Source organism: Roseateles sp. P5_E8 (assembly GCF_054177665.1).
In genome coordinates this window covers 109,083-131,835 of sequence record NZ_JBGCUM010000008.1, presented here as the reverse complement: position 1 = coordinate 131,835, position 22,753 = coordinate 109,083, and the positions used below count along the sequence as shown (strand labels likewise).

Annotated in this window: 23 protein-coding genes; 12 read left to right on the top strand and 11 right to left on the bottom strand. The window is 69.4% G+C overall.

Annotated features, from left to right (window positions below):
• Positions 1-5: 5 nt before the first annotated feature.
• The 3 genes from ACXRVZ_RS07090 to ACXRVZ_RS07080 all read right to left on the bottom strand — a co-directional run bounded on the left by ACXRVZ_RS07090 (position 6) and on the right by ACXRVZ_RS07080 (position 1,460).
• Positions 6-557, bottom strand: coding sequence for a tRNA-uridine aminocarboxypropyltransferase (locus ACXRVZ_RS07090; RefSeq protein ID WP_457420422.1), 552 nt, complete (start codon positions 555-557; stop codon positions 6-8).
• Positions 554-1,129 (bottom strand): hypothetical protein, encoded by a 576-nt coding sequence (locus ACXRVZ_RS07085; RefSeq protein ID WP_457420420.1) that lies wholly within the window; start codon positions 1,127-1,129, stop codon positions 554-556. Before ACXRVZ_RS07085 ends, ACXRVZ_RS07090 begins: the two co-directional genes overlap by 4 nt.
• A 151-nt stretch (positions 1,130-1,280) precedes the next feature.
• Complete coding sequence (locus ACXRVZ_RS07080) at positions 1,281-1,460, bottom strand: hypothetical protein (RefSeq protein ID WP_457420418.1); 180 nt, start codon at positions 1,458-1,460, stop codon at positions 1,281-1,283.
• A 142-nt stretch (positions 1,461-1,602) separates the two neighbouring features.
• Here ACXRVZ_RS07080 and ACXRVZ_RS07075 point away from each other — a divergent pair, with 142 nt between their 5' ends.
• Entirely contained in the window at positions 1,603-2,985 is a 1,383-nt protein-coding gene (locus ACXRVZ_RS07075) for a leucyl aminopeptidase family protein (RefSeq protein ID WP_457420416.1), read from the top strand.
• Here the strand turns inward: ACXRVZ_RS07075 and ACXRVZ_RS07070 are convergent.
• Positions 2,970-3,938, bottom strand: coding sequence for a ProQ/FINO family protein (locus ACXRVZ_RS07070; RefSeq protein ID WP_457420414.1), 969 nt, complete (start codon positions 3,936-3,938; stop codon positions 2,970-2,972). The two genes, ACXRVZ_RS07075 and ACXRVZ_RS07070, sit on opposite strands and share 16 nt — an antisense overlap.
• Positions 3,939-4,092: 154 nt before the next feature.
• On the opposite strand from ACXRVZ_RS07070, the gene ACXRVZ_RS07065 reads away from it, so the two are divergent.
• On the top strand, positions 4,093-4,587 hold the full coding sequence (locus tag ACXRVZ_RS07065; RefSeq protein ID WP_457420412.1) for a GFA family protein: 495 nt from the start codon (positions 4,093-4,095) through the stop codon (positions 4,585-4,587).
• On the opposite strand, the gene ACXRVZ_RS07060 is transcribed toward ACXRVZ_RS07065, so the two are convergent.
• Both ACXRVZ_RS07060 and ACXRVZ_RS07055 read right to left on the bottom strand, forming a co-directional pair.
• Positions 4,582-5,256 (bottom strand): DUF4197 domain-containing protein, encoded by a 675-nt coding sequence (locus ACXRVZ_RS07060; protein WP_457420410.1) that lies wholly within the window; start codon positions 5,254-5,256, stop codon positions 4,582-4,584. The genes ACXRVZ_RS07065 and ACXRVZ_RS07060 overlap by 6 nt on opposite strands.
• 44 nt (positions 5,257-5,300) lie before the next feature.
• Positions 5,301-6,293, bottom strand: coding sequence for a diguanylate cyclase domain-containing protein (locus tag ACXRVZ_RS07055; protein ID WP_457420408.1), 993 nt, complete (start codon positions 6,291-6,293; stop codon positions 5,301-5,303).
• 84 nt (positions 6,294-6,377) lie between these two features.
• Here ACXRVZ_RS07055 and ACXRVZ_RS07050 point away from each other — a divergent pair, with 84 nt between their 5' ends.
• Positions 6,378-6,590, top strand: a complete 213-nt coding sequence (locus ACXRVZ_RS07050) for a PEP-CTERM sorting domain-containing protein (RefSeq protein ID WP_457420506.1) — start codon at positions 6,378-6,380, stop codon at positions 6,588-6,590.
• A gap of 5 nt (positions 6,591-6,595) precedes the next feature.
• Here the strand turns inward: ACXRVZ_RS07050 and ACXRVZ_RS07045 are convergent, their stop codons facing one another.
• Both ACXRVZ_RS07045 and ACXRVZ_RS07040 read right to left on the bottom strand, forming a co-directional pair.
• Positions 6,596-7,534 (bottom strand): nucleoside hydrolase, encoded by a 939-nt coding sequence (locus ACXRVZ_RS07045; protein WP_457420406.1) that lies wholly within the window; start codon positions 7,532-7,534, stop codon positions 6,596-6,598.
• Positions 7,531-8,307, bottom strand: coding sequence for a fumarylacetoacetate hydrolase family protein (locus ACXRVZ_RS07040; protein WP_457420404.1), 777 nt, complete (start codon positions 8,305-8,307; stop codon positions 7,531-7,533). Before ACXRVZ_RS07040 ends, ACXRVZ_RS07045 begins: the two co-directional genes overlap by 4 nt.
• Positions 8,308-8,341: 34 nt before the next feature.
• Between ACXRVZ_RS07040 and ACXRVZ_RS07035 the strand changes: the two genes are divergently transcribed.
• The 3 genes from ACXRVZ_RS07035 (at position 8,342) to ACXRVZ_RS07025 (ending at position 12,048) form a co-directional block, all read left to right on the top strand.
• Positions 8,342-9,235 carry a hypothetical protein gene (locus ACXRVZ_RS07035; RefSeq protein WP_457420402.1) on the top strand — a complete coding sequence of 298 codons (894 nt, stop codon included), beginning with the start codon at positions 8,342-8,344 and terminating at the stop codon, positions 9,233-9,235.
• A gap of 123 nt (positions 9,236-9,358) precedes the next feature.
• Positions 9,359-9,640: a BTH_I0359 family protein gene (locus ACXRVZ_RS07030; protein WP_457420400.1), complete on the top strand. Its 282-nt coding sequence runs from the start codon at positions 9,359-9,361 to the stop codon at positions 9,638-9,640.
• Positions 9,641-9,735: 95 nt separating this feature from the next.
• Entirely contained in the window at positions 9,736-12,048 is a 2,313-nt protein-coding gene (locus ACXRVZ_RS07025; protein WP_457420398.1) for an ATP-binding protein, read from the top strand.
• On the opposite strand, the gene ACXRVZ_RS07020 is transcribed toward ACXRVZ_RS07025, so the two are convergent.
• Genes ACXRVZ_RS07020 through ACXRVZ_RS07010 form a run of 3 tightly spaced genes read right to left on the bottom strand, consistent with a single transcriptional unit; the run spans position 12,035 to position 14,154 of the window.
• Positions 12,035-12,559 carry an N-acetyltransferase family protein gene (locus ACXRVZ_RS07020; RefSeq protein ID WP_457420396.1) on the bottom strand — a complete coding sequence of 175 codons (525 nt, stop codon included), beginning with the start codon at positions 12,557-12,559 and terminating at the stop codon, positions 12,035-12,037. The genes ACXRVZ_RS07025 and ACXRVZ_RS07020 overlap by 14 nt on opposite strands.
• Positions 12,556-13,131 (bottom strand): helix-turn-helix domain-containing protein, encoded by a 576-nt coding sequence (locus tag ACXRVZ_RS07015; RefSeq protein ID WP_457420394.1) that lies wholly within the window; start codon positions 13,129-13,131, stop codon positions 12,556-12,558. Before ACXRVZ_RS07015 ends, ACXRVZ_RS07020 begins: the two co-directional genes overlap by 4 nt.
• Positions 13,132-13,161: 30 nt before the next feature.
• The gene (locus ACXRVZ_RS07010; RefSeq protein WP_457420392.1) at positions 13,162-14,154 is read right to left on the bottom strand and encodes a questin oxidase family protein; all 993 of its coding nucleotides are present in this window, start codon (positions 14,152-14,154) and stop codon (positions 13,162-13,164) included.
• A gap of 30 nt (positions 14,155-14,184) precedes the next feature.
• Here ACXRVZ_RS07010 and soxR point away from each other — a divergent pair, with 30 nt between their 5' ends.
• The 6 genes from soxR (at position 14,185) to ACXRVZ_RS06980 (ending at position 22,752) form a co-directional block, all read left to right on the top strand.
• The gene (gene soxR / locus ACXRVZ_RS07005) at positions 14,185-14,718 is read left to right on the top strand and encodes a redox-sensitive transcriptional activator SoxR (protein ID WP_457420390.1); all 534 of its coding nucleotides are present in this window, start codon (positions 14,185-14,187) and stop codon (positions 14,716-14,718) included.
• 49 nt (positions 14,719-14,767) lie between these two features.
• A complete protein-coding gene (locus ACXRVZ_RS07000; protein WP_458232274.1) occupies positions 14,768-17,338 on the top strand; it encodes a PKD domain-containing protein in 2,571 nt (856 codons plus the stop codon).
• A gap of 149 nt (positions 17,339-17,487) precedes the next feature.
• Entirely contained in the window at positions 17,488-18,264 is a 777-nt protein-coding gene (locus ACXRVZ_RS06995; protein ID WP_457420386.1) for a ferredoxin--NADP reductase, read from the top strand.
• The gene (locus ACXRVZ_RS06990; protein WP_457420384.1) at positions 18,261-19,862 is read left to right on the top strand and encodes a hypothetical protein; all 1,602 of its coding nucleotides are present in this window, start codon (positions 18,261-18,263) and stop codon (positions 19,860-19,862) included. The genes ACXRVZ_RS06995 and ACXRVZ_RS06990 overlap by 4 nt, the downstream gene beginning before the upstream one ends.
• Positions 19,863-19,984: 122 nt before the next feature.
• Complete coding sequence (locus ACXRVZ_RS06985) at positions 19,985-21,112, top strand: hypothetical protein (protein WP_457420382.1); 1,128 nt, start codon at positions 19,985-19,987, stop codon at positions 21,110-21,112.
• The gene (locus ACXRVZ_RS06980) at positions 21,112-22,752 is read left to right on the top strand and encodes a substrate-binding and vWA domain-containing protein (RefSeq protein WP_458232273.1); all 1,641 of its coding nucleotides are present in this window, start codon (positions 21,112-21,114) and stop codon (positions 22,750-22,752) included. The genes ACXRVZ_RS06985 and ACXRVZ_RS06980 overlap by 1 nt, the downstream gene beginning before the upstream one ends.
• Position 22,753: the final 1 nt, after the last annotated feature.

The following is a 22,753-nucleotide window of genomic DNA, read 5'->3' as shown; positions in this document are numbered from 1 at the left end:
AAATGCTAGGTCAAACGCATTGCCCTTCTGTAAAGGCCGGCCTCGACGAAGGTTTCGAACGCCCCCCACAGCGGCGCAAAGCGCTCCGGCGCGCCCTCCAGCAACGCCAGCGCATGCAGGCCGGCCTCCAGCGTCGACAGCTGGCCGGGGCGGTGGGCGCGGCGGATGGCGTAGCGGCCGGGCTGCTCGGGCAGGCTCAAGCGCGGCAGCGCGGCCAGCCAGGGGTTGGCGGCCAGCAGGCGGCGGCTCTGGCGCCAGTTGCCGTCGAGCAGGATGAGGCGGTCGACATCTGCCGGCGCGGCTGCGGCGCCTTCACCGGGGTAGAGCAGCGCCGTGCCGGGGCCGGCCAGGCTGGCGTCAAACAGCTCGCCGCGTAGCAGCCGCGCCCGCTGCAGGCCCAGCGTCAGCAGGGCGGCGGTGTTCTTGGCATGGCCGGCTTCGGCCGGGTGCTGCAGGATCAGCAGCTCGGTACGGTGGGCCAGCGGCGGCGCCGGTAGCGTCGCACACAGGCAGGTGGCGAGCGGGCGTTCGCAGCGCTCGCAGCGCGGGCGACTCAATGTGGCGGGGAGACGGTGTGCGGCCCGATGGTCGAGACCGTGCTGTCCGGGCCACCGTCGGCCGCCGGAGCGTCTTCCTTGGGGCGGCGGCGCGAGCGCGTGCTGGGCAGGCTGAGCTGCTTGCGCGTGGCCAGGGCGCCGGCCGCCCAGACGCCACCGATGACGCCAAAGATGTTCAAGGCGCCGAACAGCGGTGCCGCGCTGGACGACAGCAGCATGGTCTGCAGCGGCGCCGAGTAGGAGCGCGGCTGCAGTGCGAAGCTGAAGGCCCCGAAGATCAGCCAGCCCGCCCAGGCCACGCCCACGCCGGACATGATCCAGGCGACATAGGGCCGGTGCCGGCGCCGCGCCGGGCGCAGCGTCAGGTAGCCCCAGATCACCGCGATGAGGAAGAGCAGCGCAGCGATGGCCACCGCTTCACCCAGCATGACCGGCAGGCTGTTGCGCCCGCCGAGCTGGGTGTAGACCTGGCGTGGCAGGCCGGTGGTCGCGTATTTCATCGCCACCCCAGCGCCGCAGCAGTACAGCAGGATGCCCGAGAAAAAGGCGATGGAACGACGTTGAGCTTTCATGAGGGCACATTCTCGGTGCAGCCGGCGCGGCGGTCGGGCCGGGATTTCTTGCGAAAGCGGCACTACAAAACAAAACCCGCCGTCCGTCGGCCGGAGGGCGGGTTGTGGCGATTCAGGTCAACCGGCTTGTTGCCGGCTGCGCCTTCGCGGTTCAGCGCTTGCGGTCGAGGCGCAGCGCGCGGTTCAGGCCGCGGCGCTCGCCGCTGTAGAAGCCGGTGTCGAAGGGCTCGTGCTTGCGCCCCTTCTCGACAGACTCCTCGGTGCTCCATGCCGGTCCCATCTCGGGGACGGGGAGGCGGCGTTGCGAATGTTGTTGGGTCTGGATCTTCATGTGGGCTGTCTGGCCTGTTGCCGGGCCATCTCGCGGTGGAAGCTGCGCGATTGGGAGGCACAACGCCAGCTCCTGAGGCGCGGTTGACAGGGCGCTCACACTTCTTTGCACAATGCCCGCTTCAAACCCCCGGAGCTGACCGATGACCGTCAAGCTGAAGAAATCCCCCCCGGCCAAGGCCACGCCCATCACCGTCGTCGACCGCGCCGCCTTCCAGGCCCTGGCGCCCAGCCTGCCCGAGGCGACGCGCGCCTGGCTGGCCACCGTCGGCTTCGTCGGCGCGGCCGACAGCCACGCGCTGCTGGCCGGCGCCGATGGCCGCCTGGCGCAGGTCTTCGCCGGTGTGGCCCACGCCGCCCACCCGTTTGCGCTCAGCGCCCTGCCGCTGGCCCTGCCGGCCGGCGAATACCGCCTGGACGACGTCGGCCTGGCGTTGCTGCCGGAAAGCGCGGCCATGTCCTGGGAGCTGGGCGGCTACCGCTTCGACCTCTACAAGCCGGTCAAACGCGAGCCGGCGACGCTGTGGCTCAAGCCCGGCGCCGACGCCGAACGCGGCCTGGCCGTGGCCGCCGCGACCGCGGCCACGCGCGACCTCGTCAACACGCCGGCCGAGCACATGGGCCCGGCCGAGCTGGCCGCCGCCGCCAAGGTGCTGGCCGAGCAGTACGGCGCCAAGTACAGCGAGACCGTCGGCGACGCGCTGCTGAAGAAGAACTTCCCCAGCATCCATGCGGTCGGCCGCGCGAGCACGCGCTCACCTCGGTTGATCGAGCTGAACTGGGGCAACCCCAAACACCCGAGGCTGGCGCTGGTCGGCAAGGGGGTCTGCTTTGATACCGGCGGGCTGAACATCAAGCCCGGCGAGGGCATGCGCCAGATGAAGAAGGACATGGGCGGCGCGGCCAACGCGCTGGGCCTGGCCACGCTGATCATGGCGCTGAAGCTGCCGGTGCAGTTGCAACTGCTGATCCCGGCGGTGGAGAACTCGATCGCGGGCAATGCCTACCGGCCGGGCGACGTCATCAAGACGCGCAAGGGCCTGCACATCGAGATCGGCAACACCGACGCCGAAGGTCGCGTGGTGTTGAGCGACGCGCTGGCCTACGCGGCCGAGGGCAAGCCCGACCTCGTCATCGACCTGGCGACGCTGACCGGCGCGGCGCGCGTGGCCCTGGGCGCGCAGCTGCCCGCGCTGTTCGCCAAGCACATGGACACGGCGCGAGACCTGGTCGACCTGGGCCTGAAGCTGGACGATCCGCTGTGGCACATGCCGCTGTGGGCGCCGTATCACGCCGGTATCGAGAGCACCATCGGCGACCTCGTCAACACGGGCAAGAGCCCGTTGGCCGGCGCCATCAATGCGGCGCTGTTCCTGGAAGATTTCCTGCCCGCCCAGCAGGACTGGCTGCACATCGACCTGTTCGCCTGGAACGATGCACCCCGCCCGGGGCGGCCGGTGGGCGGCGAGGCGCAGACCATCCGCACCTTGCTCGCCTACCTGGAACACCGTTACTCGGGCGCCTGATCCTTGGTTGCCGGCGGCAGCTCTGCGGCCGCTGGCTCCACCTTGGTGCCCTGGGGCGCCTGCCGTTTGACGCCCGGGTCGCGACGCGCCTGATCGGGCCTGCGGCCCGGCTGGGGCGGGCGTCCACCTTCACGTGCAGGGCGATCACCGCGCGGCTGCTGGTCACGCCGGCCATCCGAACGCTGGTCGGGGCGACGCTCGCCACGGCCATCGGGACGGCCGCCACCACCGCCGCCACCTCCACTGGGGCGACGGTCATCACGACGCGCCTCGCGCGGCGGTTCGGGCGGCGCCTCGGTGCGCTCCTTGCGGGCGATCTCCAGCAGGCCCGGCAGCTCCTCGGGCTTCACGCCCTTGAGCACGCAGAAGTTGGCCTCGGTCAGCGTCGTGCGCTCGAAGTCCCACAGCAGTTGGCCGCGGTTGCGGCGCTGCTGCGCCTCCAGCTGGTGCTGCTCCTGCTCGGCCTGCTGGCGGTCTTGCTGCAAGCCCTTGCGGCGGGTCAGCTCTTCCTTCGCGACGGTGAGGTGCTCCTCGCTGATCTCGCCGGCCGGGTTGCCGTCGAGGTCGAAGCGGGTCTTGGCCTGGGTCAGCGCGATCAGGTAGCTGGTGCTGCCGGTGTGGCGGCGCAGGAAGGCGCTGAGCTGGGCCTTGCTGAACTTGCCTGGCGCGCGCTCCTGGATGTCGGCCTGCACGCGCAGCTTGACGGGCTTGGGTTTGCCGGTGAAGAGGGCGGGGAACAGGGCCTTGAGCTCGGCGGTGGCGTCCCCAGCGGGAGCGGACGGTGCGGCGGCGGCGGGCGTCGGGGCTTCAGGCGCAGCCTCGGACGGGGCCTCGGAAAGACTCTCGGAAGGGCTCTCGACTTCGGGCGTGGCCTCGGGCACAGCGACGGGCGCAGGCGCAGCAGCTGCCGGTTCTTCGGACGGGGTGACGGGATCGGGAAGATCGGAATTCATCGCAAAGCGGCAAGCGCGCACAGCAGCCCACAACACGGGCAAGGGCCGGGATTGTCGTTCAGGTGCGCGCGCCGGCCCAGTCGCCCTGTGGGATGGTCAGCCGGGCATCGCCGTGACCACCATCGGCGGGCCTACATCCTGCGGAGCGCCACCCATGCATCTCGAAGGTTCCTGCCACTGCGGCAGCATCCGGTTTTCGGTCGAGGCGGACTCGCCGGTGCCCTTCATGCGCTGCTATTGCTCCATCTGCCGCAAGACCGCCGGCACGGGCGGCTACGCGATCAACCTCGGCGCCGTCACACGCACGATGAAGGTCAAGGGCAAGCGACACCTGCGCATCTACCGCGCCAAGCTGCCGAACAAAACGGGCAAGGGCCGGCACAAGAGCAGCGCCAGGCGCTACTTCTGCGGGAAGTGCGGCAGCGCGCTGTGGCTGTGGGACCCGACCTGGCCCGAACTGGTGCATCCGCACGCCGGCGCCATCGACACGCCGCTGCCGACACCGCCGCAAAACGTGCACGGCCTGCTCGACTCGAAGGCGCCGTGGGTCATGGTTGAAGGCAAGACGAAGGACCCGCGCTTCAGCGGCTACCCCGACACGTCGCTGGCCGAGTGGCACGAGGCGCACGGTTTCAAGCCGACGTCATAGTCCGCTGAAGACCTTCTTGAGGATGGCGCTGCCGGTGCCGACCGGGTCACGGCGGATCTTCTTTTCCTCTTCGCCAATCATGCGGTAGAGCCCGTCCAGCGCCCGCGCGGTCACGTATTGCTGGATGTTGGCGTCGTCGCCGCGCAGCAGGCCGAAGCCCGAGGCCTTCTTGGCGACGGCGTTGTACTTGTCGGCCAGCGACACCCGCTCCGTGGCCTTGGTGACGATGGGCAGGAACTGCTGGCCCAGCGGTTCACGGGTCTTGCCGGCAAAGAACTGCGTCACCGAGTCGTCGCCGCCCTTGAGGATCTTCAGCCCGTCCTCCACGCTCATGTCCTTCACGGCCTTGACGAGCAGCGGCTTGGCCGCCGGCACCGCAGCCTCGGCGGCGCGGTTCATGGCGGTGACGAGTTCGTCCAGCCTGGCGCCCTGGCCGGTGGCCTTCAGCAGCTTGGCCGCATCCTTCAGGTAGCCCGGCAGCTCGATCTTGACAAGCGGGTTGCCCAGGAAGCCGTCGGGCCGGCCCAGCAGCGCCACGGCCGTGTTGGCGCCGCGCTCCAGCGCCGTGCGGATGCCGGCATTGGCGTCACCCTCGCTGAGGTTGAGCGCCCAGGCCGGGTGCAGCAACAGCAAGGCGGGGGTGCAGACAAGGACGTGGCGGCGTTGCATGGCGGACTCCGGTCGAACGGAGGCGATCTTGCCACCGCGCAGCGTCAAGCTGCCGCGTGTTGAAGGGCGCGTTTGTGCCGGTACATGCGCTGGTCGGCCAGTTCCACGAGCTGGGCCACGTCGGCGCCGTCTTCGGGGAAGCAAGCCGCGCCCATGCTCGCGCCCACCGACAGCAGGCGGCCCTCGAACTCGAAGGCGCCGTTGAGCTGCCCGGCCAGTCGGGTCGTCGTCGCCGCCAGGCCGCCCTCCAGCGCCAACGGCCGCAGCAGCACGCCGAACTCGTCGCCACCCAGCCGGGCAGCGGTGTCGGACTGGCGCACGCCGGCCGTCAGGCGGCGCGAGAACTCCTGCAGCGCCGCGTCGCCGGCGCGGTGGCCGTGGCAGTCGTTGATGGGCTTGAGGCCATTGATGTCCAGCACGAGGACGGCCAGCGGCTGACCGTCGCGCACCGCCTGGGCCAGCGACGAACGCAGCCGATCCAGGAACAGCGAGCGGTTGGGCAGGTCCGTCAGGCCGTCGTGCGTGGCCTTGTGGAAAAGCTCGCCGGGCGCATAACGGGTGGCGAAATACATGGTCGCGCCGACCAGGTCGGACAGCAGTTCCAGCAGCGCGACATGGCGCTCGTCGAAATGAGCCACCTGGCGCGACATGGCCTTGAGCACGCCCACCGTCTCGCCGTCGTGGCGCAGCGGCACGACGACCATGGAGCGCAGGCCCAGCCTTGCGCAGGCGGCGCGGTCGGTGCGGTGGTCGGTCAGCGCATCGTCGCAGCGCTGGGTTTGACCCTCGCGAACACACTGGCCCGACAGGCTGGCGCCGCGCTTGAGCCGCAGGCCCAGGCTGCCGCCGGCCATGCCGGCGGCAGCGCGGTAGACCATGTCATCGCCCTCCGCCAGCTCGACGACGCCGCCATCGGCCCCGACCAGGTTCAGCGTGCGCTGCACGACCAGGCTCATGACCCCGCCCAGGTCCAGGCCCAGCCGGGCCACCTCGGTCTGAATGGCGATCAACTCCAGCAGTTTTTCTCGGCTTGGCACCCGTCTCTCCCGCCCCGCATCCGCCTTGGACGCCTACGCCCGCTGAGCACCACGCTCCGCACGGGTCAATCCCTGTAGTTGTGAATTTTTACATTTGCCAGAAATGATGTCGACAGGGGTTTTCCGGCCAGGAATGACGCGCAAGAAAAGCAATCTCCACCGACCGTAGGCAGGGACATCACGGCAGACCCGCTGGTCGGCATCACCCCACCGACCAACCGCCTGCCCGAGCCCGCCAGCCTGGCGCTGACCCTCGGCGCCTTGGCAATGACCACCGGCAGCCGCCGCCGCCACTGAAGCGCTCAGCCCAGGCGCGCCAAACGTTCGGTCAACAGCGCGAAAAAGCCGTCCGAATCGACGTGGCGCAGCACCTGGGCGTTGGCGGGCAGGCCGGTGACGCCCCACCAGTCGATGACGGTCATGCCGCGCGTCAGCTCGCTGTGCGTCTCGATGCGCACATTGCAGTCGCGGCCGGTGAACAGCTCCGGGCGCAGCAGCCAGGCGATGACGCAGGGGTCGTGCAGCGGGCCGCCGTCCTGGCCGTATTTCTCTTCGTCGAAGCGCTCGAAGAACTCCATCCAGGCAGCGACCACCGTGCCGGCCCGGTTGCCCAGCGCACGGATGGCTTCGATGCGTTTCGCTGTCGTCAGCGCCTCGTGCGTGACGTCAAGCGGCGCCATCGTGATGGGCACGCCGCTGGTGAAGACCTCGTGCGCCGCCTGCGGGTCCACATAGATGTTGAACTCGGCAGCGGGCGTCACGTTGCCGCCCTCGAAGAAGCCGCCGCCCATCAGCACGATGCGGCGGATGCGTGGCGCGATGTCGGGCGCCTGGCGCAGCGCCAGCGCGATGTTGGTCAGCGGGCCGAGAGGGCACAGCGTCACCGTGCCGGCCTCGCGTTCGCGCAGCGTCTGGATGATGAAGTCGACTGCGTGGCGCGAGTCCAGCGCCAGCGTGGGCTCGGGCAGCTGGACGCCGTTCAGGCCGGTGTCGCCATGCACGTGCTCGGCGGTGACCAGCGGCACATCCAGCGGCCGGTCGGCGCCTGCGCACAGGGGCACGTCGGTGCGGCCGGCCAGCTCCAGCACCTTGCGGGCGTTCAGCGTCGTCAGCGCCAGCGGCACATTGCCGGCGACGGTGGTCACGCCGAGCAGTTCCAGTTCGGGCGAAGCCGCTGCCAGCAGCAGGGCGATGGCGTCGTCCTGACCGGGATCCGTGTCGATGATGATGGCTTGGGTCATGCGGAGGGCGGCGGGGCCAGGTCAAGGTCGATGGCGCCGAACAGGCTGGCCCCTGCGGCGGTCTTGAGGTCCAGGTGCAGGCTGTCGCCGGGGGCGAGGGGCAAGTCCAGGGCGCCCAGTGCCACGCCAGCGACCTGGCCGGCGCGCAGCGCACGCAGCCGGGCCAGACGGGCCAGCGCCTCGCCCGGTGCGGCTGCCACGTCGAGCGGCGCCTGCTTGGCGCCGTTGTGCAGCGCGTGGAGCCGCGCCTGCACCCGGCCGGCGGCCCAGGCGTCGCCCAGTTCCTCGGGCGTGACGACTACCGGCGCGGCTTGCGTGGCGATCAGTTCGCCATCGATGCGCCAGTCCACCGCGAAGCTCAGCAGACGCAGCGCGTCCAGTGCCGCTGAGGCGTCGCTGGCGGCAGCCAGGTCGCCGGCGATGGCGGCCAACGCCACCTCCCCGCGCGCCACGGCCCGCAGCGGCTGGTGCGGCGACGAGAAGCTGCCCGCCTCGCGACGCACGCCGCCGTCGGCATCAACGACCGCCCAGCCATAGGCGCGCGGCAGCGGCGCCAGACACTTGTCGGGCTCGAAATTGAAGGCGTGGCGTAGCTTGCCGTGGTTGAGCTGCACGGCGAGGTCTTCGAGCTGGGGCGCGATGAAGCCCCAGTCGTCGAGCACCTGTTGCAGGCGGGTGGCTATGCCGGTTGCGTAGTGCGCCTGGGTCAGGTCGCGCGACACCACGACGAGGTGGCCGTCGCGCGAGCCGTCGGCATAGCTGGCGAGTTTCATGTGGACTTGTTCGGGGTGATGGCAGCATTGTGCGATGCGCGCCTTTCCCATCGCTCCCCGCGCCGCCCTGCTCGCGCTGGCGGCCAGCCTGCTCGCGCACGCAGCGCTGCTGGGTGGTGAGCGGGCGCGCGAGGACGCGGCCAAGCCCGCGAAGGCGGTGAATGTGGCGCTGCTGCAACCATCCATGGCCCCCGTGGCCCTGCCCGAACCGGCGCCGGCCGCGCTACCCCAAGCAGCCGTGCGCTCGACGCGGCCCACTGAACGACCACCCACGCCTGCCGTGGACGCCCCCAGCGCCGCGCCCGACTCGCCACTGCTGCGCCTGGCCGGCCCCGCTGCCTGGCGATTCCGCCTGCGCCAGGGCGGCCAGGACGGCGAAGCCCTGTTGGACTGGCAACCCCAGGCCGATGGCCGCTACAGCCTGCGCCTGACGCGCCGCATCGGTGAGCGCGCCCTGCCCGCGCTGGAAAGCCTGGGCCGCACCGGCAGCGCGGGCCTGGCACCGCAGCGCTTTGCACTGCAGCGCGGCGGCCAGGACCGCCAGGCCGTCAATTTCGACGACGCCGGCCGACGCATCAGCTTTTCGGCCAGCCCGGCCCAGCTTGAATTGCCCGATGGCGCGCAGGACCGACTGTCCTGGTGGCTTCAGCTGGCCGCGCTGGTGCAGGCCGCACCGGCACCGGGCGGCCGCTGGCGCGTCTGGGTGGCCGGCCTGCGTGGAGAACTTCGCGAATGGACCTTCGAGGCCGTGGCCGCCGAACCGGATGACGCCGGTACCCTGCACCTGCGCCGCCAGCCACTGGGGCCCCACGACCCGGGCGTGGACCTGTGGCTGGACCCGGCGCGCGGCTATTGGCCGGCGCGGCTGCGCCAGGGCGACCCCGAGACGAGGGGGTACGAAATCCGTTTGATCGACGTGAACTCCTGACGCTTCCTACATCATGTAGGCGTACGGGATGACCCGATCTGAACCCGGTTCTGCCAGTATCTGTACCAACCAGGGCTTGAAACCCCTGGCCACACCCGCAGTTGAAGCACCAGGGAGAACGCCATGCACATGCTCTACAACTCCGACAGCTTCATCGTCGTCCAGTTCGACGTGCCGACCGTCGAGCCCCAGCAGGTGCCTGCGGGCCCGCAGCTGAATCGCGGTGGTTTCGAGATCGTCGACAAGTTCGCCCGCAAGGAAATTTTCATCGAGGGCGCGCTGGCGGAATCCTTCCAGCAAGGCGTGCAGGCCCTCATCGACGGCGGCGAGCCTTCCGAGGACGAACTCGACACCTTCATCGAGCGCTATGCCGTCATGGGCCAGCAACCGGTCGTGATGCACTGAACGTTTAGGGGGCGGATTTGACGTTGATCTGCCGCCAACCCTGATACAAGATGGGTCAACGCCGGCCGCTGCAGGCCGCGCAAGGAGCCCATTCGATGGTGAAGCGAGTCGCCGCTGAGACAGCCTCCCGGGCCGCCGCCCGCGTGCTGCCCTCGCCCGGCCTGGACAGCGCCCCCGTGCTGGACCGGATGTGCTCGCAGTTCGTGCTGACGCTGACCGTGCGGCACGCCGGCCGCTTCAACCTGCGGCGCGACTTCAACGGCCTGCTGTCCTTCACCGGCCGCCACCTCGTCTGGCCCACGCGCGTGCTGCAAAGGCTGCGCGGCTACCTGGCCCAGCGCTGCGCCGGCAACGAACTGTGGCGCGGGCATGACACCTTGAGCGACGAGGCCTTCCTGGACCGCTTCGGCCAGTGGAGCGGCCCCTTCTCCGAAGGCACGCTGTTCTTCTACCTCGACGAATACGTCAAGGACGCGCCCAAGGACATGATGGCCTTGCTGGCCACGACCTGCGAGCACCTGGAGCGACAGCTCAAGCGCGAGTCCACGCTGGTCGAGAAGAACATCGCGGCTTTAGGCACGCTGCTGCAACTCAACCCGGCCGAGCGCGCCATCCTGCTGTACGGCACGCTGGCCCGCTACCAGCGCGAGCTGCGCGGCGCGCTGGTGGAGTTCAAGGTCAACACGGCGCAGGAGGCTTTCGCGGCCATCGCCGCCGTGGCCGGTGTGGACGAGCGCGAAGTCGCCGAGGCGCTGCGTGCCGGCTCGCGGCTGGAACGCATCGGCATGGTCGAGAACCTGATCTCCGAGCACAACATCACCGACCTGGCCGACCTGATGAAGGTCAGCGACCAGCTGCCACCGGTGCTGATGCGCGAGTACCAGGGCCCGCACGACCTGATGGCCGTGTTCACGCGGCCGGCCACGTTGAGCTCGCTGGCAAGCAGCGATTTCCAGTTCGTCGCCGAAGACCTCGGCCTGCTGCAAGGCCTGCTGCGCCAGGCCGTGGCAACGCACGCGAGCGGCGTCAACGTGCTGCTCTACGGCCCGCCGGGCACGGGCAAGACCGAGCTGGCCAAGGTGGCCGCCGCCGCCGCGGGGCTGGACCTTTACGAGGTCGAATACGCCGACCGCGACGGCAACTCGCTGTCGGGCCGCGACCGCTACCGCTCGCTGCAGATCAGCCAGGTCTTCCTCAAGGCCAGCGCCAACGTGGCCCTGCTGTTCGACGAGGTGGAGGATGTGTTCCCGCCGCTGTCCAGCGACACGGCCTCGCTGCTGAGCCGGCTGGACGCCAGCGCCGAAGGCGGCGTGGGCAACTCGGTCAGCGGCAAGGCCTGGGTCAACCAGATCCTGGAAACCAACCCGGTACCGGTCATCTGGGTCACCAACCGCATCGAGCAGATCGACCCGGCCTTCCGGCGCCGCTTCCAGTACCACCTCGAACTGAAGTCGCCGCCGCCCGGCGCGCGCCGTGGCCTGGTGGCGAAGTCGCTGGGCGAGGTCGTCGTCAGCGAGGCCTTTGTCGCCAAGCTGGCCGAGCGCCCGGGGCTGACGCCGGCGCAGATCCGCACCGCCGTGCGCTTCGCTCAGTTGGCCGGTTCGGTGGACGACGCCGAGAAGCTCATCGAGCGCCAGCTGCTCAACGCCGACAAGGCCCTGGGCCGCGACGACGGTGGCAGCGTCGCCCGCCCCTGCGTCACCAGCTACGCGCTGGACCTGCTGAACTGCGAAAGCCGCTTCGAGATCCCACGCATCGTCGAGGCGCTGCAACGCAAGGGGCGGGGCCAGCTGTGCTTCTACGGCCCGCCCGGCAGCGGCAAGACGGCCCTGGCCGAACACATCGCCCAGGCACTGGGCCGGCCGCTGATGGTCAAGCGCGCCAGCGACATCTCGAGCAAGTTCGTCGGCGAGACCGAGCAGAACATGGCGCGCATGTTCGAGCTGGCACAGAGCGAAGGAGCAGTGCTGCTTCTGGACGAGGCCGACAGCTTCCTGCGCAGCCGCAAGCGTGCGGAGCGCAACTACGAGGTGTCAGAGGTCAACGAGATGCTGGCCGGCATGGAGCGCTTCAGCGGCCTGTTCATCTGCACGACCAATCTCTTCGACGATCTCGACGAGGCGGCGCTGCGGCGCTTCGCGTTCAAGATCCGCTTCAAGGCCTTGAAGCCTGAGCAGCGGGTGGCGATGTTCGAGCGTGAAGCGGGCGAAGTGCCGACTGACGAGCAGCGCTCAAGGCTGGTGGCTATGGACTGCCTGACGCATGGCGACTTCGCGGCCGTGAGGCAGCAGGTCGAGATCCTCGGCGAGGCGTTCACGCCGGATGAGTTCCTGGCTCAGCTGGAAGCGGAGCATCGGGCGAAGCCGGAAGTCCGCGAGCGGCGCGGCATCGGCTTCAGATCGGCTTGAAGTAGTACGTCGTCGAACAAGGTGCTCCGTCCGGCATCAATGCGTAGTTCGGCATATCCCCCGCCTTCTGCCATCCCGTCCGCTCGTAGACCCGCGACGCGTCGCTGCCGGTGACGGTGTCCAGCACCAGCGTCGTCTTGCCCAACTCACGCGCCCTCACCTCCAGCGCCTTCAGCAACCGCTCGGCCACGCCCTGGCGGCGCATGCGGCGGTGAACGAGCATCTTGCTGACGTCCGCTCGATGTGGCTGGTTGTCAGGCATGTCGATGACGAGGGCCAGCGTGCCGCAGATGCGGCCGGCCTCGTCCTCGGCGACGAAAAGGTGGCGCTCGCCCGCCGCCACACTCGCAGCCACCTTGCGCCAGAAGGCTTCAGGCCGGCCTTCAGTCAGCGGCAGCATGAAGCCTACCGACGCGCCGCCTTCCACGCAGTCGCGCAGCACCTCGGCCAGTTCGGCCACGCGGGCCAGCGCCTCGGCGCCGTCGAGTTCGCGGATGACAACAACGTTCATGGCCGGGCTCCGGTGAGGGCGACGAGGTAGCGGGCCGGCTTGGCGCCCGGGTTGTGGAAGCGGATGGGCGCATCCAGGCGCACGGCCAGGCAGTCGCCGGGGTTGAGCTGCCACTGGTCGGCGCCGTGGGCGATCTCCATGACGCCGTCGATCATCCAGACGAGCTGGTGGATGTCGGTGTCGCGCTCCGACGTTTCGAAGGCGACGCGCTGGCCGGCGGGGAAGACGACATCCACCAGTTGCAGCGGCGATACGCCCGGCGGCGACACGTTGCGGCGGACATAGCCAGAGGCGGGGTCGCTCCACACCGGCTGGTCGGCCACGCGGGCAAGCGGTGACGGGGCTGCTGGCGCGGGGCCGACCTCGAACATTGACGCGACGCTGACGCCGAGCGCCGATGCGAGCTTGTCCAGCACGACGGCCGTGGGGCTGCTCTGGCCGCGCTCGATCAACGAGATGTTGGAACGGCTGACGCCGCTCTTGTGCGCCAGCGCGTCCAGCGACAGGTCGGCTGCCGCGCGCAGCTCGCGCAGGCGCCGGCCTATGAGTTCGGTGATGTTGTCCTTGGTCATGCATTCCAGTTTAATGGAATATGTATTCCATCAAAATGGAATCGCGCGTTCGACGGCGCGGCGCCAGGCGGGGTCGGGCCAGCGCCGGCCCAGGCGCCAGGCGGCGTGGGTGAGCTTGATGACGTGGGCGTCGTCCTGGGCGCAGGCGGCGGAGATCAGCGCCGGCCAGGGGCGGCTGGGCGGGCGGTCCAACGTCAGGGCCGGTGCCGCGCCGCTGGCGAGCAGGCCGGCTGCGGCGGCAACGCTGAAGCCGCGCGGGAGTTCAGGCGCGGGCCACCAGGGCTGCAGCACGCTCATCGCGTGGCTGGCCGTCAGCAGGTGCAGCACGGTGAAGTTGCCGGTGGCGGCGTAGGTGCTAGCGGCCAGCAGCGCGAGGTCGCGCAGCGTGTCGGGGCCGTGGTGCAGACGACCGGCGATGGCGGCGAAGTCGGGTGAGTCGCCCCAGGCCTGCATGCGGCCGGTGATGAGGCTGCCGGGCGGATAAGCCGGGCGCGGTAGCTTCATCAGCGCTTGCAGCCAATCAACCAGGTCCAGCGGCGGGCCGTCATCGGTCGTCGCCAGCGGCATGCAATGCGATGCCCAATGCGCCAGGCCGGCAGCCAGTTCGCCCTCATGGCCGGCCAGCACGGCGTGGCCCGTGCGGATCAGGCCGTGGTAGGCGATGGCGCCCGCGCCGGGCAGAAGCAGGGCCAGGGCCTCGCGCAGCGCACCACCCGAACCCAGCTCGGCGATGCGCGCCGCGAAGTGGGCGCGCCAGGCGGCGTCGCTGTTCGACCGGCCCAGGTCACGCTCCAGGACGATGCGCGCCGGCCGCGCGGCGATGCGCGGCTCCAGCAGGGCTTCGCCGGCCTCCGTGAAGGCCTGCAGCCGCGCGGCCGACGCGCCCAGCTCCAGCAGCGCCTGCTGCGCCATCGGCAGGTGGTTGCTCATCTGGCCGCGGTAGGTGGCGGACAGCGCCTGGCCGGCGTCGAGCAGGTGGTGCAGCTGGGCGATGCTGGCGGGGGCAATGGTTTTCATCAGCATGGGAACCTCGTCCGTGGGAACATGGCCGCCATGCTGAAAGTTGAAGTGAACTTGAAGTCAAGCGCCTCATCGGCAACCCTGCTGACGATTGGCCAGTTGGCCCAGCGCGCGGGCGTCGCGACGAGTGCCTTGCGCTTTTACGAAGCCGAGGGACTGCTCACCGGCAGCCGCAGTTCCGGCGGCCACCGCCAGTACCCGCGCCATGCGCTGCGCCGCGTCGCCTTCATCCGCGCCGCGCAGACGGTGGGACTGACGCTGCCGCAGATCAAGGCCGCACTGGCCACGCTGCCCGATGGCCGCACACCCACCAAGGCCGACTGGGCGCGGCTTTCCGCCAGCTGGGCGCCGCTGCTGGACGCACGCATCGCGGCCCTGCAGCAGCTGCGCCAGCGGCTGACGGGCTGCATCGGCTGCGGCTGCCTGTCGCTGAAGGCCTGCGCGCTCTACAACCCGCTGGACGTCAAAAGCAATGAGGGGCCAGGCGCACGCCTGCTGGACGCGGCTGTCGAAGCGCCCCCCCAAACGCGGGCGCTCCCGGTAAAAGTGACATCAAACCCTCACTAAGATCCGCCCCCGACCGGCCAGTCCAAGGCGCGGCGTTCAGGGAGTGATCATGATCAAGACGATTCGGCACGCGGCCGTGGCTGCGTGCGCGGCTGCTGCTTTGCTGGCTTTGAGTGCCTGTGGTGGCGGTGGCGGTAGTGGCAGCGCGCCAACCACGACACCCGTAGCCGTTGACCCACCCACGGCCGTCATCCGCGCGACGGCCCTGGCGGCCACCACCACGGGCAATGCCACGGTGCTGGCGCCGGTGGGCAGCACACTCACGCTCGACGGCGCGGGCAGCACGTCCGTGTCGGGCGGCATCACCAGCTATCTGTGGACGGTGACCACCAAACCCGCCGGCAGCACCGCCACACTGCAGAACGCCACGACCGCGACGGCCACCTTCGCGCCGGACGTGGCGGGCGCCTACCAATTCACGCTGCAGGTCGGGGCCAACGGCACGACGGCCAGCACGATGCTGCCGGTGACCGTCACCGCCGCAGTGCCGGTCGTCAACGTCGATGCGTCGGTGAGCTTCGCCGGCCCCACGAACACCCGGCCCACCCAATCCGTGTCGGTCGGCTCCGTCATCGCGCTGGACGGCGCGGGCAGCACCGATGCCAACGGCGGCCCGGTGACGTTAGCGTTCTCGCTGCTGTCTACCCCCGCTGGCAACACCGCGACGCTGACCACCACGGGCACGACGGCTCGACTGACGCCCGACGCCGTCGGCGCGTACCAGGTGCGCGTGAGGGCGACCTCGTCCTCCGGCCTTTATGCGGACGCGGTGCACACCTTCGATGCCGCCAAGCTCGCGCCGGCGCTCGCCGTGTCGACCAGCGTGTCGACGGTCGTCGCCAACAGCAGCCTCGACGCCGCGGTGGGCAACATCGTGTCGCTCGACGGCGGCGGCTACTGGTTTTCCAACAGCGATGGCACCTGGCTGGTCGCGGGCAAGCCCGCCAACAGTGCGCTGGCGCAGCTGACCAGCACGTCCGCGTGGGCCGTGAGCTTCGTCCCCGACGTGCCCGGCACCTACACGCTGCAGTACACGGCCGTGGACCGCACCAGCGGCGTGTCGGCCATCCACCGGGTCGCCGTCAAGGCCGACTGGGGCCCCACTGCCATCGTGTCCGCGAGCGCAGCACCTGTGGCCCAGGCCGGCGGCCCCAGCTACGTCGGTGCCACCGGCAGCGCGATCACGCTACGCGGCACGGGCAGCCAGGACCCCGCGGGCGGCGCCCTGACCTACAGCTGGGTGCTGGACACGCTGCCGGTCGGCAGCTCGGCCAGCCTCAGCGACGCCGCCACCGCCACGCCCAGCTTCACACCGGACAAGGACGGCCGCTACGCGGCCACGCTGACCGTCACCAACCCGGCAGGCCTGCGTGCGGTTCAATCCGTCACCGTCGACGTCGGCAACTATGCGCCGGTGGTGGTGCTCGACCGCAGCCAGGCGATGGTGCTGCAGGGCGGCAGCATCATGGCGTCGGCAGCCAGCAGCTATAGCAAGAACAACGCCGGCACGCTGACCTACCGCTGGGCGCTGGACACCCGCCCGACGGGCTCCAACGCCAGCATCGCCGCGCCGAACGGCCCCGCGCTGAGCTTCACGCCGGACGTTCCCGGCAGCTACTACGCATCGGTCACCGTGACGGACGGCCAGGTCAGCGCCGTGTCGGGCGTCAGCATCACCGTGCTGAGCGCCACCGCGGGCACCGTGCCGCTGGCCTACAAGCCTCTCCTGATGCGCTTCAGCAAGTCGCAGAACAAGCTGGTGGTCGTTTCCACCAACCCGAACCAGTTGCATCTGGTCGACCCGTCGGCAGGCACCGATGTCGCCATCGCGCTGCCCACGACAGTGAAAGCCTTGTCGCTGTCGGCCGACGGCCGGCTGGCGGGCCTGCTGCATGAGGGCAGCGTCAGCCTGGTGGACGTCGCCTCCGGTTCGCTGCTGGCCACGACGGGCACGGCAGGTTCGCAGGCTGAGGTGTTCACGGCCAACTCGGGCATCGTGTTCGTGGTGGGCTCGTCGAACTCGTGGCCCTACACCAACGTCGTCGCCATCAACGGGCGCACGGGCGTCACGCTCGGTACGAGCAGCCTCTACAACACCTCCAGCAGCCCGCGGGGCGTGATGTCGGAGTCACTGGGCCGCCTGCTGATCGGCGACTACTCGTCGCTGACCTGGACAGGCGTCAACGTCAGCACCGGTAGCTTCACAGGTTCGAACGGCCAAGCAACGTCGAACTACTCGGCGTCCAATCCCATGTGGCTGTCGGGTGACGAGTCGTTACTGTTCACCAGCGGCGGCAGCTACTTCAGGACTTCGGACCTGCAGTACCTGGGCACCCTGGGCACGGCCGCCCTGTCGGTCAGCCACAGCGCCACCGCCGCAGAGGCCATCGCAGTGACCACCAACGGCTCCAACACGTCGCAGTACGCCGAAGTGCTCAAGCGGTTCACCGGCTCGCTGCTGTTCCCTGCCGGCGACGTCCGACTGCCGCTGATCAACGGCGCCCAGTCGTATGGCCTGGCCGTCTTCCACGCCAGCGACGACAAGCGGGTGACGGTAGTGCAGACGGGCAGCAACGAGATCCAGGCCAGCGGCGTGCAGTACTTCCTGATCGTGCGCTGACCCCATGCCTGGCCCCCTCGCGGGGCCGGGCATGAGCAGGGCTGGAAGTGGCGCGAAGGTCGCCAACGCAACTGCTTGAGCCTTATGCGACGCACGCATATCACTTCCGGGCGAAAATCCCGGGGTTAACCCCGTCCAGATCAACGCCCATGAGTGCCTTCCACGAAGAGACCGTCCTGACCGTCCACCACTGGACCGACCGCCTGTTCAGCTTCACGACGACGCGCGACCAGGCCCTGCGTTTTTCCAATGGCCACTTCACGATGATCGGCCTGAAGGGCGAGAACGGGAAACCGCTGCTGCGTGCCTACAGCATCGTCAGCGCCAACTACGAGGAGAACCTCGAGTTCCTGAGCATCAAGGTGCCGGACGGCCCGCTGACCTCCAAGCTGCAGCACATCAAGCCGGGCGACAAGATCGTCGTCGGCCGCAAGCCCACGGGCACGCTGCTGATCGACTACCTGCTGCCGGGCAAGAACCTCTACCTGCTGGGCAGCGGCACGGGCCTGGCGCCCTTCATCAGCGTGGTGCGCGACCCGGCAACGTATGAGCGCTTCGAGAAGGTCGTCATCGTGCACGGCGTGCGCCATGTGAACGAGCTGGCCTATCACGACCATCTCTCGGTCGACCTGCACCAGCACGAGTTCCTCGGCGAGTTCGCCAGCGAGCAACTGCTGTACTACCCGACCGTCACGCGCGAGCCGTTCAAGAACACCGGCCGCATCACCGACCTGATCCAGACCGGCAAGCTGCAGGCCGACCTGGGCCTGCCGCCGTTGGACCCCGAGACCGACCGCATCATGCTGTGCGGCAGCCCCGAGCTGCTGAAGGACATGCAGGCCATGCTGGAAGTGCGCGGCTTCAAGGAAGGCAGCACGACGACGCCGGGCGACTACGTCATCGAGCGGGCCTTCGTCGAGAAGTGATCCGCTCTACGCTGCAACGGCTGGCGGGCTTCGTCGCCGGGCTGTCCCTGGCGGCGGGCGCGCTGGCGCAGACGCCGGCCGACACGTTTGAGTTCCGCGACGCCAGCCTGCCGGACACGGAAGCGCGCATGCGCGACTGCCTCGCGCTGCCGAAAGCGGACGTCAAAAGCACGCGCGACTCGGCGCTCAGCTTCCGCGGCAGCTCGGAAACGCGCTTCACAGACGCCACGGCCTTCATCGTCAGCCAGGCTGGCCGCTGGGCCTGTGTGCCGCGCACGGCGGCCGGTCGGCCGGTGTGGCCGCTGGAAGCAATGGACAACATCGCGACCATCGAGGGTGTGGACGCCGACAACCAGCGCGTCTGGCGGTTGGCGCTGCTGGAGCAGCTGCGCGAGACCGGTCGCGCACGGGGCCTCATCCGATGGCCGGGCGGCAACGGGCACGAGGTCGAAGTCGAACTGCAGCCCGACCGCACGCTGACAGCCAAGTGGAGCAGTCGCTTCATGAAGGCCGGCAGCTTTGACGAAGCGGCATATCTAATCGTGCTGCGTGGTGACGGCCTGAAAAGCATCCGCTCGACGCAGCTCGGCAGCGCACCCTGGCATTCGGTCGTGCCGCCCCGCGCCACGTTCTGGCCGGTGGAGGATCGGTGGGCCGTCCTGCCCGGCACGGCGCAGACGACGACCGCGCGGCTGGCCGGCACGGACTGGAACTCGGACGACGCACGGCTGCGGCTGGAAGGCGATGGCCGCGTCACGCTCACCGCCACGCGCCCGCGCAGCGGTACCTGGCAGGTGCAAGCGCCGGGTGTGCTGCACATCCAGTGGAGCGACAACGCCTTCAGCACGCTGCGCGTGACGGAGGACGACCTGCGGCTCACCGGCATCCTGCGCCGCACGCAGGCGCCGGCCGGCAACACGCCCAGCGAGGAGTTCCAGGCCGCTGTCTCGTACAACTCGGTGCGCAACACGCTCCTCCCCGCTCCCGCCCTGGCGGGCGTGGCACCGCCGGCCTCCGCACCGGCCATAGTCGCGCCCTCGCTGCAGTACCTCGGGGCGGTGCTCGTCTTCGAACGCGAGCTCAAGGCGCTGGGGCCGGCGACGGACACTGATACCGCAGCGCTGCTGCAGGCCCCGGCGCGGGCCCTGTGGTCGGCCGCCCGGGTGCAGAAGATCCTGAACCCTCCAGCCGACATTGATCCGCTGGAAGCCGCCGCCTCGCTGACGCTGCACAAGCGGTTGGCGGAGCAGCTGCTCCCCCGCCAGCGCGCTGCCGAGCTGGGCTTGAAGACCGACCCCGAGCAGTTCGCCGACGTGTACGTCGACCTGGCGGACCTGTTCCTGCGGCTGAGCGCCGCCAACGTCCGCGTCGCACAGCGCTTGGACGCCGGCAGCAAGCCGGGCAGCGACGCCTCAGGCACGCGCGCCGCCGCGCTGCTGATGATGCAGACCGCGTTGCAGGCCATGGTCAAGGCCCAGGAAATTCGCCTGCGCGAACTGCCGCCGCGGCAGCGAGCCCAGGCCGAGGTGCGTCTGCAGCGATTCCGCGCCGACTGCGCGGATGCGCTGCAACTGGCTGGCGATCCGGCGCCCCGCTGACGCGCCAAGGGGCCCGGGCGGCGCCGAGGGTCTGCCCCGCGCGGTGATTTGTGACTTTCAGCCCGGCCCGCAGACCGGGCACACTGCGCACCTGTCAACAAGGCAGGACGCAGATAAGCCAGATGAACAACCCCAAGCGCATCGCCGGCACCCTCATCGTGCTGGCCGTGTTCGGCAGCGCCCTGTTCTGGGCACTGCGCAACAACCAGCAGACCCAGGCCATCGAGCATGAGCAGGCGGTCGTCGCACAGACGGCACCGCTCAAGGGCCTGATCGCCGTCGACGTGGAGCCCTTCTTCAAGGACGAGCGCGTCGCCAAGCTGCTGGCGGCCCAGCGCCTGCCGGTGCAGGCGGTGCGCGTGGGCAGCCGCGACATGGCGGGCAAGCTGGACGAGGCGCCGGACTTCTTCCTGGCCAGCGGCGTTGTCGCCGCCAACATGATCCTGGACGCGGCGCGCAAAGCCAACAAGCCGGCCACGCAGAGCTCGCCCTTCCACACGCCGCTGGTGGTGGCGTCGTGGGAGCCGGTCGCCAAGATCCTGGTCGCCAACCAGATCGCCAAACCGCTGGGCCCCAAGGTCTACGGCCTGGACATGGAGAAGCTGACCGAGGCCATGCTGGCCAAGAAACGCTGGCGCGACCTGAAGGACAGCGGTGACTACGCCGTGTCGCGCAGCGTGCTGGTGTCCACCACCGACATCCGGCGCAGCAACTCGGCAGCGATGTATCTGGCGCTGACCTCGCAGGCGCTGAACGGCGAGGTTGTCAGCGACCGCGCGCGCGGCAATCAGCTGGCGCTGAAGCTGGCCGAGCTGTTCAAGCGCCAGGGATTCCAGGAGAACTACGTCAACGGCGCCTTCGACGACTACCTGTCCATCGGCATGGGCAAGACGCCGCTGGCCTTCATCTACGAGAGCCAGATGCTGGCCCAGGCGCAGAAGAACGGCGGCGGCGGCCTGCGGGCAGAGATGGTGCTGATGTACCCACAGCCCACCATCGTCAACAAGCTGGTCATCGTGGCGATGAACGAGCGCGGTCGCAAGCTGGCCGAGTTGCTGGCGAGCAGCAAGGAGCTGCAGGCCATTGCGCTCGAGCAGGGCTTCCGCACCGGCGACCCGGCCGCGTTTGCCGCCACGGCCAAGCAGGCCGGGCTGGCCGTGGACACGCAGTTGCGCCAGGTCGTCGACCCACCGGGCTTCGATTTGATGTTCGACATGATCGACACCGTCAGCCGGGAGATGAACCAATGATGCGACGCCTTGCCCTTGTCGTTCTCGCCGTGGCGCTGTCTGCCTGCGGCAAGAAAGAGGACGCGCCCGTCGCGCAGCAGGCGCCGGCCGCCGCCGAGGCCACGCTGCGCGTGCTGGCCACCAGCGACCTGAAGGACATCGAGCCGCTGGCAGCGCAGATCGAGGCCGCCACCGGCGTGGCCGTGCAGTTCCGCTTCGGCGGCACGATGGAGAGCACGCAGGAAGTGCTGAGCGGCACGCCCAACGCCGACGTGGCCTGGTTCGCCAACGCCAAATACCTGCTCAGCGACGCCGCCGGCCAGGGGCGCGTGAAGATGCAGGAAAAGATCATGCTGTCGCCCATCGCCGTGGGCGTCAGCGAGAGCGACGCGGCCCGCTTTGGCTGGAACAAGGCCGATGCCAAGCTCACCTGGGCCGACATCGCGAAGGCGGCCAAACAGGGCCAGCTGCGCTATGCGCTGTCCAACCCAGCCACCAGCAACCAGGGCTTCATGGCGCTGCTGGGCGTCGTCGCGGCCGCTGGCGGCAAGGGCGAGGCGCTGACGGCGGCCGACGTGGACCGGCAGGCGATTGCCGATTTCCTGACCGGCTACAAGATCGTCGGCGACAACTCCACGTACCTGGCCGAGCAGTTCACCAAGCAGCAAGGCACGCGCGCCAACGCCTTCATCAACTACGAGAGCTGGCTGCTGACGCTGAACGCCAGCGGCAAGCTGCGCGAGAAGCTGCATCTCATCTATCCCTTCGAGGGCGTGTCCACGGCCGACTACCCCTTCATGCTGCTCAACGACGCCAAGCGCGCGGACTACCTCAAGGTGGTCGACTACCTGAAGGGCGACACCGCCCAGCTGTGGCTGGCGCGCCAGACGCTGCGCCGGCCGATGAAGGCCGAGCTGGCACAACAGGTGGCAGACATCCTTCCCGCGCGCGGCTTCCAGGTCGAGCTGCCCTTCTCGCCCGACCGCCAGCTGGCGGACGGCCTCATCGACGCCTACCTGAACGAGTTCCGCAAGCCCATCGCCTCCACCTTCGTGCTGGACACCAGCGGCAGCATGCAGGGCCAGCGGCGCGAGCAGCTCGTCGAGGCCATCCACTACCTGGCCGGCGCCGACGTGTCGCTGACCGGTCGCGTCGCCAAGCTGACCAACCGCGAGAAGCTGTGGTTCCTGCCCTTCAGCGACCGGCCGCGCGAGCCCGTGCTGTTCGAGATCCCGGCCGGTAGCCCGGTGAAGAAGGGCGTGGCGCCGCAGGCCGACACCGACGCCAAGAAGGCCGAGCTGCAGCGCGTGCGCGACGCCGCCGACAACCTGCGCATGGCCGGCGGCACGGCGCTGTACGACTCGGTGCTGGCGGCGCTGAGCCACATGCTGGAGCAGCGCAAGCTCAAGCCGGACTATCAATACTCGGTCATCGCCTTCACCGATGGCAAGAACACCGTGGGCCGCAACCTGGACGCCTTCAAGCAAGCCTATGAGCAGATGCCCGAGGACGTGCGCGGCATCCCCGTCTTCATGGTGCTGTACGGCGACGCGGCCGAGGCCGACCTGAAACAGCTCGTCGCCGTCACCGGCGGCCGCGTGTTCGATGCGCGCAAGACGCCTTTGTATGCGGTGTTCAAGGACATCCGTTCCTACCAATGAC

Excerpts from the sequence above, each read along its gene's own strand:
- ACXRVZ_RS07085 (WP_457420420.1), bottom strand. The coding sequence starts at position 1,129 with ATGAAAGCTCAACGTCGTTCCATCGCCTTTTTCTCGGGCATCCTGCTG.
- ACXRVZ_RS07080 (WP_457420418.1), bottom strand. The coding sequence starts at position 1,460 with ATGAAGATCCAGACCCAACAACATTCGCAACGCCGCCTCCCCGTCCCC.
- ACXRVZ_RS07075 (WP_457420416.1), top strand. The coding sequence starts at position 1,603 with ATGACCGTCAAGCTGAAGAAATCCCCCCCGGCCAAGGCCACGCCCATC.
- ACXRVZ_RS07070 (WP_457420414.1), bottom strand. The coding sequence starts at position 3,938 with ATGAATTCCGATCTTCCCGATCCCGTCACCCCGTCCGAAGAACCGGCA.
- ACXRVZ_RS07065 (WP_457420412.1), top strand. The coding sequence starts at position 4,093 with ATGCATCTCGAAGGTTCCTGCCACTGCGGCAGCATCCGGTTTTCGGTC.
- ACXRVZ_RS07060 (WP_457420410.1), bottom strand. The coding sequence starts at position 5,256 with ATGCAACGCCGCCACGTCCTTGTCTGCACCCCCGCCTTGCTGTTGCTG.
- ACXRVZ_RS07045 (WP_457420406.1), bottom strand. The coding sequence starts at position 7,534 with ATGACCCAAGCCATCATCATCGACACGGATCCCGGTCAGGACGACGCC.
- ACXRVZ_RS07040 (WP_457420404.1), bottom strand. The coding sequence starts at position 8,307 with ATGAAACTCGCCAGCTATGCCGACGGCTCGCGCGACGGCCACCTCGTC.
- ACXRVZ_RS07035 (WP_457420402.1), top strand. The coding sequence starts at position 8,342 with ATGCGCGCCTTTCCCATCGCTCCCCGCGCCGCCCTGCTCGCGCTGGCG.
- ACXRVZ_RS07030 (WP_457420400.1), top strand. The coding sequence starts at position 9,359 with ATGCACATGCTCTACAACTCCGACAGCTTCATCGTCGTCCAGTTCGAC.
- ACXRVZ_RS07025 (WP_457420398.1), top strand. The coding sequence starts at position 9,736 with ATGGTGAAGCGAGTCGCCGCTGAGACAGCCTCCCGGGCCGCCGCCCGC.
- ACXRVZ_RS07020 (WP_457420396.1), bottom strand. The coding sequence starts at position 12,559 with ATGAACGTTGTTGTCATCCGCGAACTCGACGGCGCCGAGGCGCTGGCC.
- ACXRVZ_RS07015 (WP_457420394.1), bottom strand. The coding sequence starts at position 13,131 with ATGACCAAGGACAACATCACCGAACTCATAGGCCGGCGCCTGCGCGAG.
- ACXRVZ_RS07010 (WP_457420392.1), bottom strand. The coding sequence starts at position 14,154 with ATGCTGATGAAAACCATTGCCCCCGCCAGCATCGCCCAGCTGCACCAC.
- soxR (WP_457420390.1), top strand. The coding sequence starts at position 14,185 with ATGCTGAAAGTTGAAGTGAACTTGAAGTCAAGCGCCTCATCGGCAACC.
- ACXRVZ_RS07000 (WP_458232274.1), top strand. The coding sequence starts at position 14,768 with ATGATCAAGACGATTCGGCACGCGGCCGTGGCTGCGTGCGCGGCTGCT.
- ACXRVZ_RS06995 (WP_457420386.1), top strand. The coding sequence starts at position 17,488 with ATGAGTGCCTTCCACGAAGAGACCGTCCTGACCGTCCACCACTGGACC.
- ACXRVZ_RS06985 (WP_457420382.1), top strand. The coding sequence starts at position 19,985 with ATGAACAACCCCAAGCGCATCGCCGGCACCCTCATCGTGCTGGCCGTG.
- ACXRVZ_RS06980 (WP_458232273.1), top strand. The coding sequence starts at position 21,112 with ATGCGACGCCTTGCCCTTGTCGTTCTCGCCGTGGCGCTGTCTGCCTGC.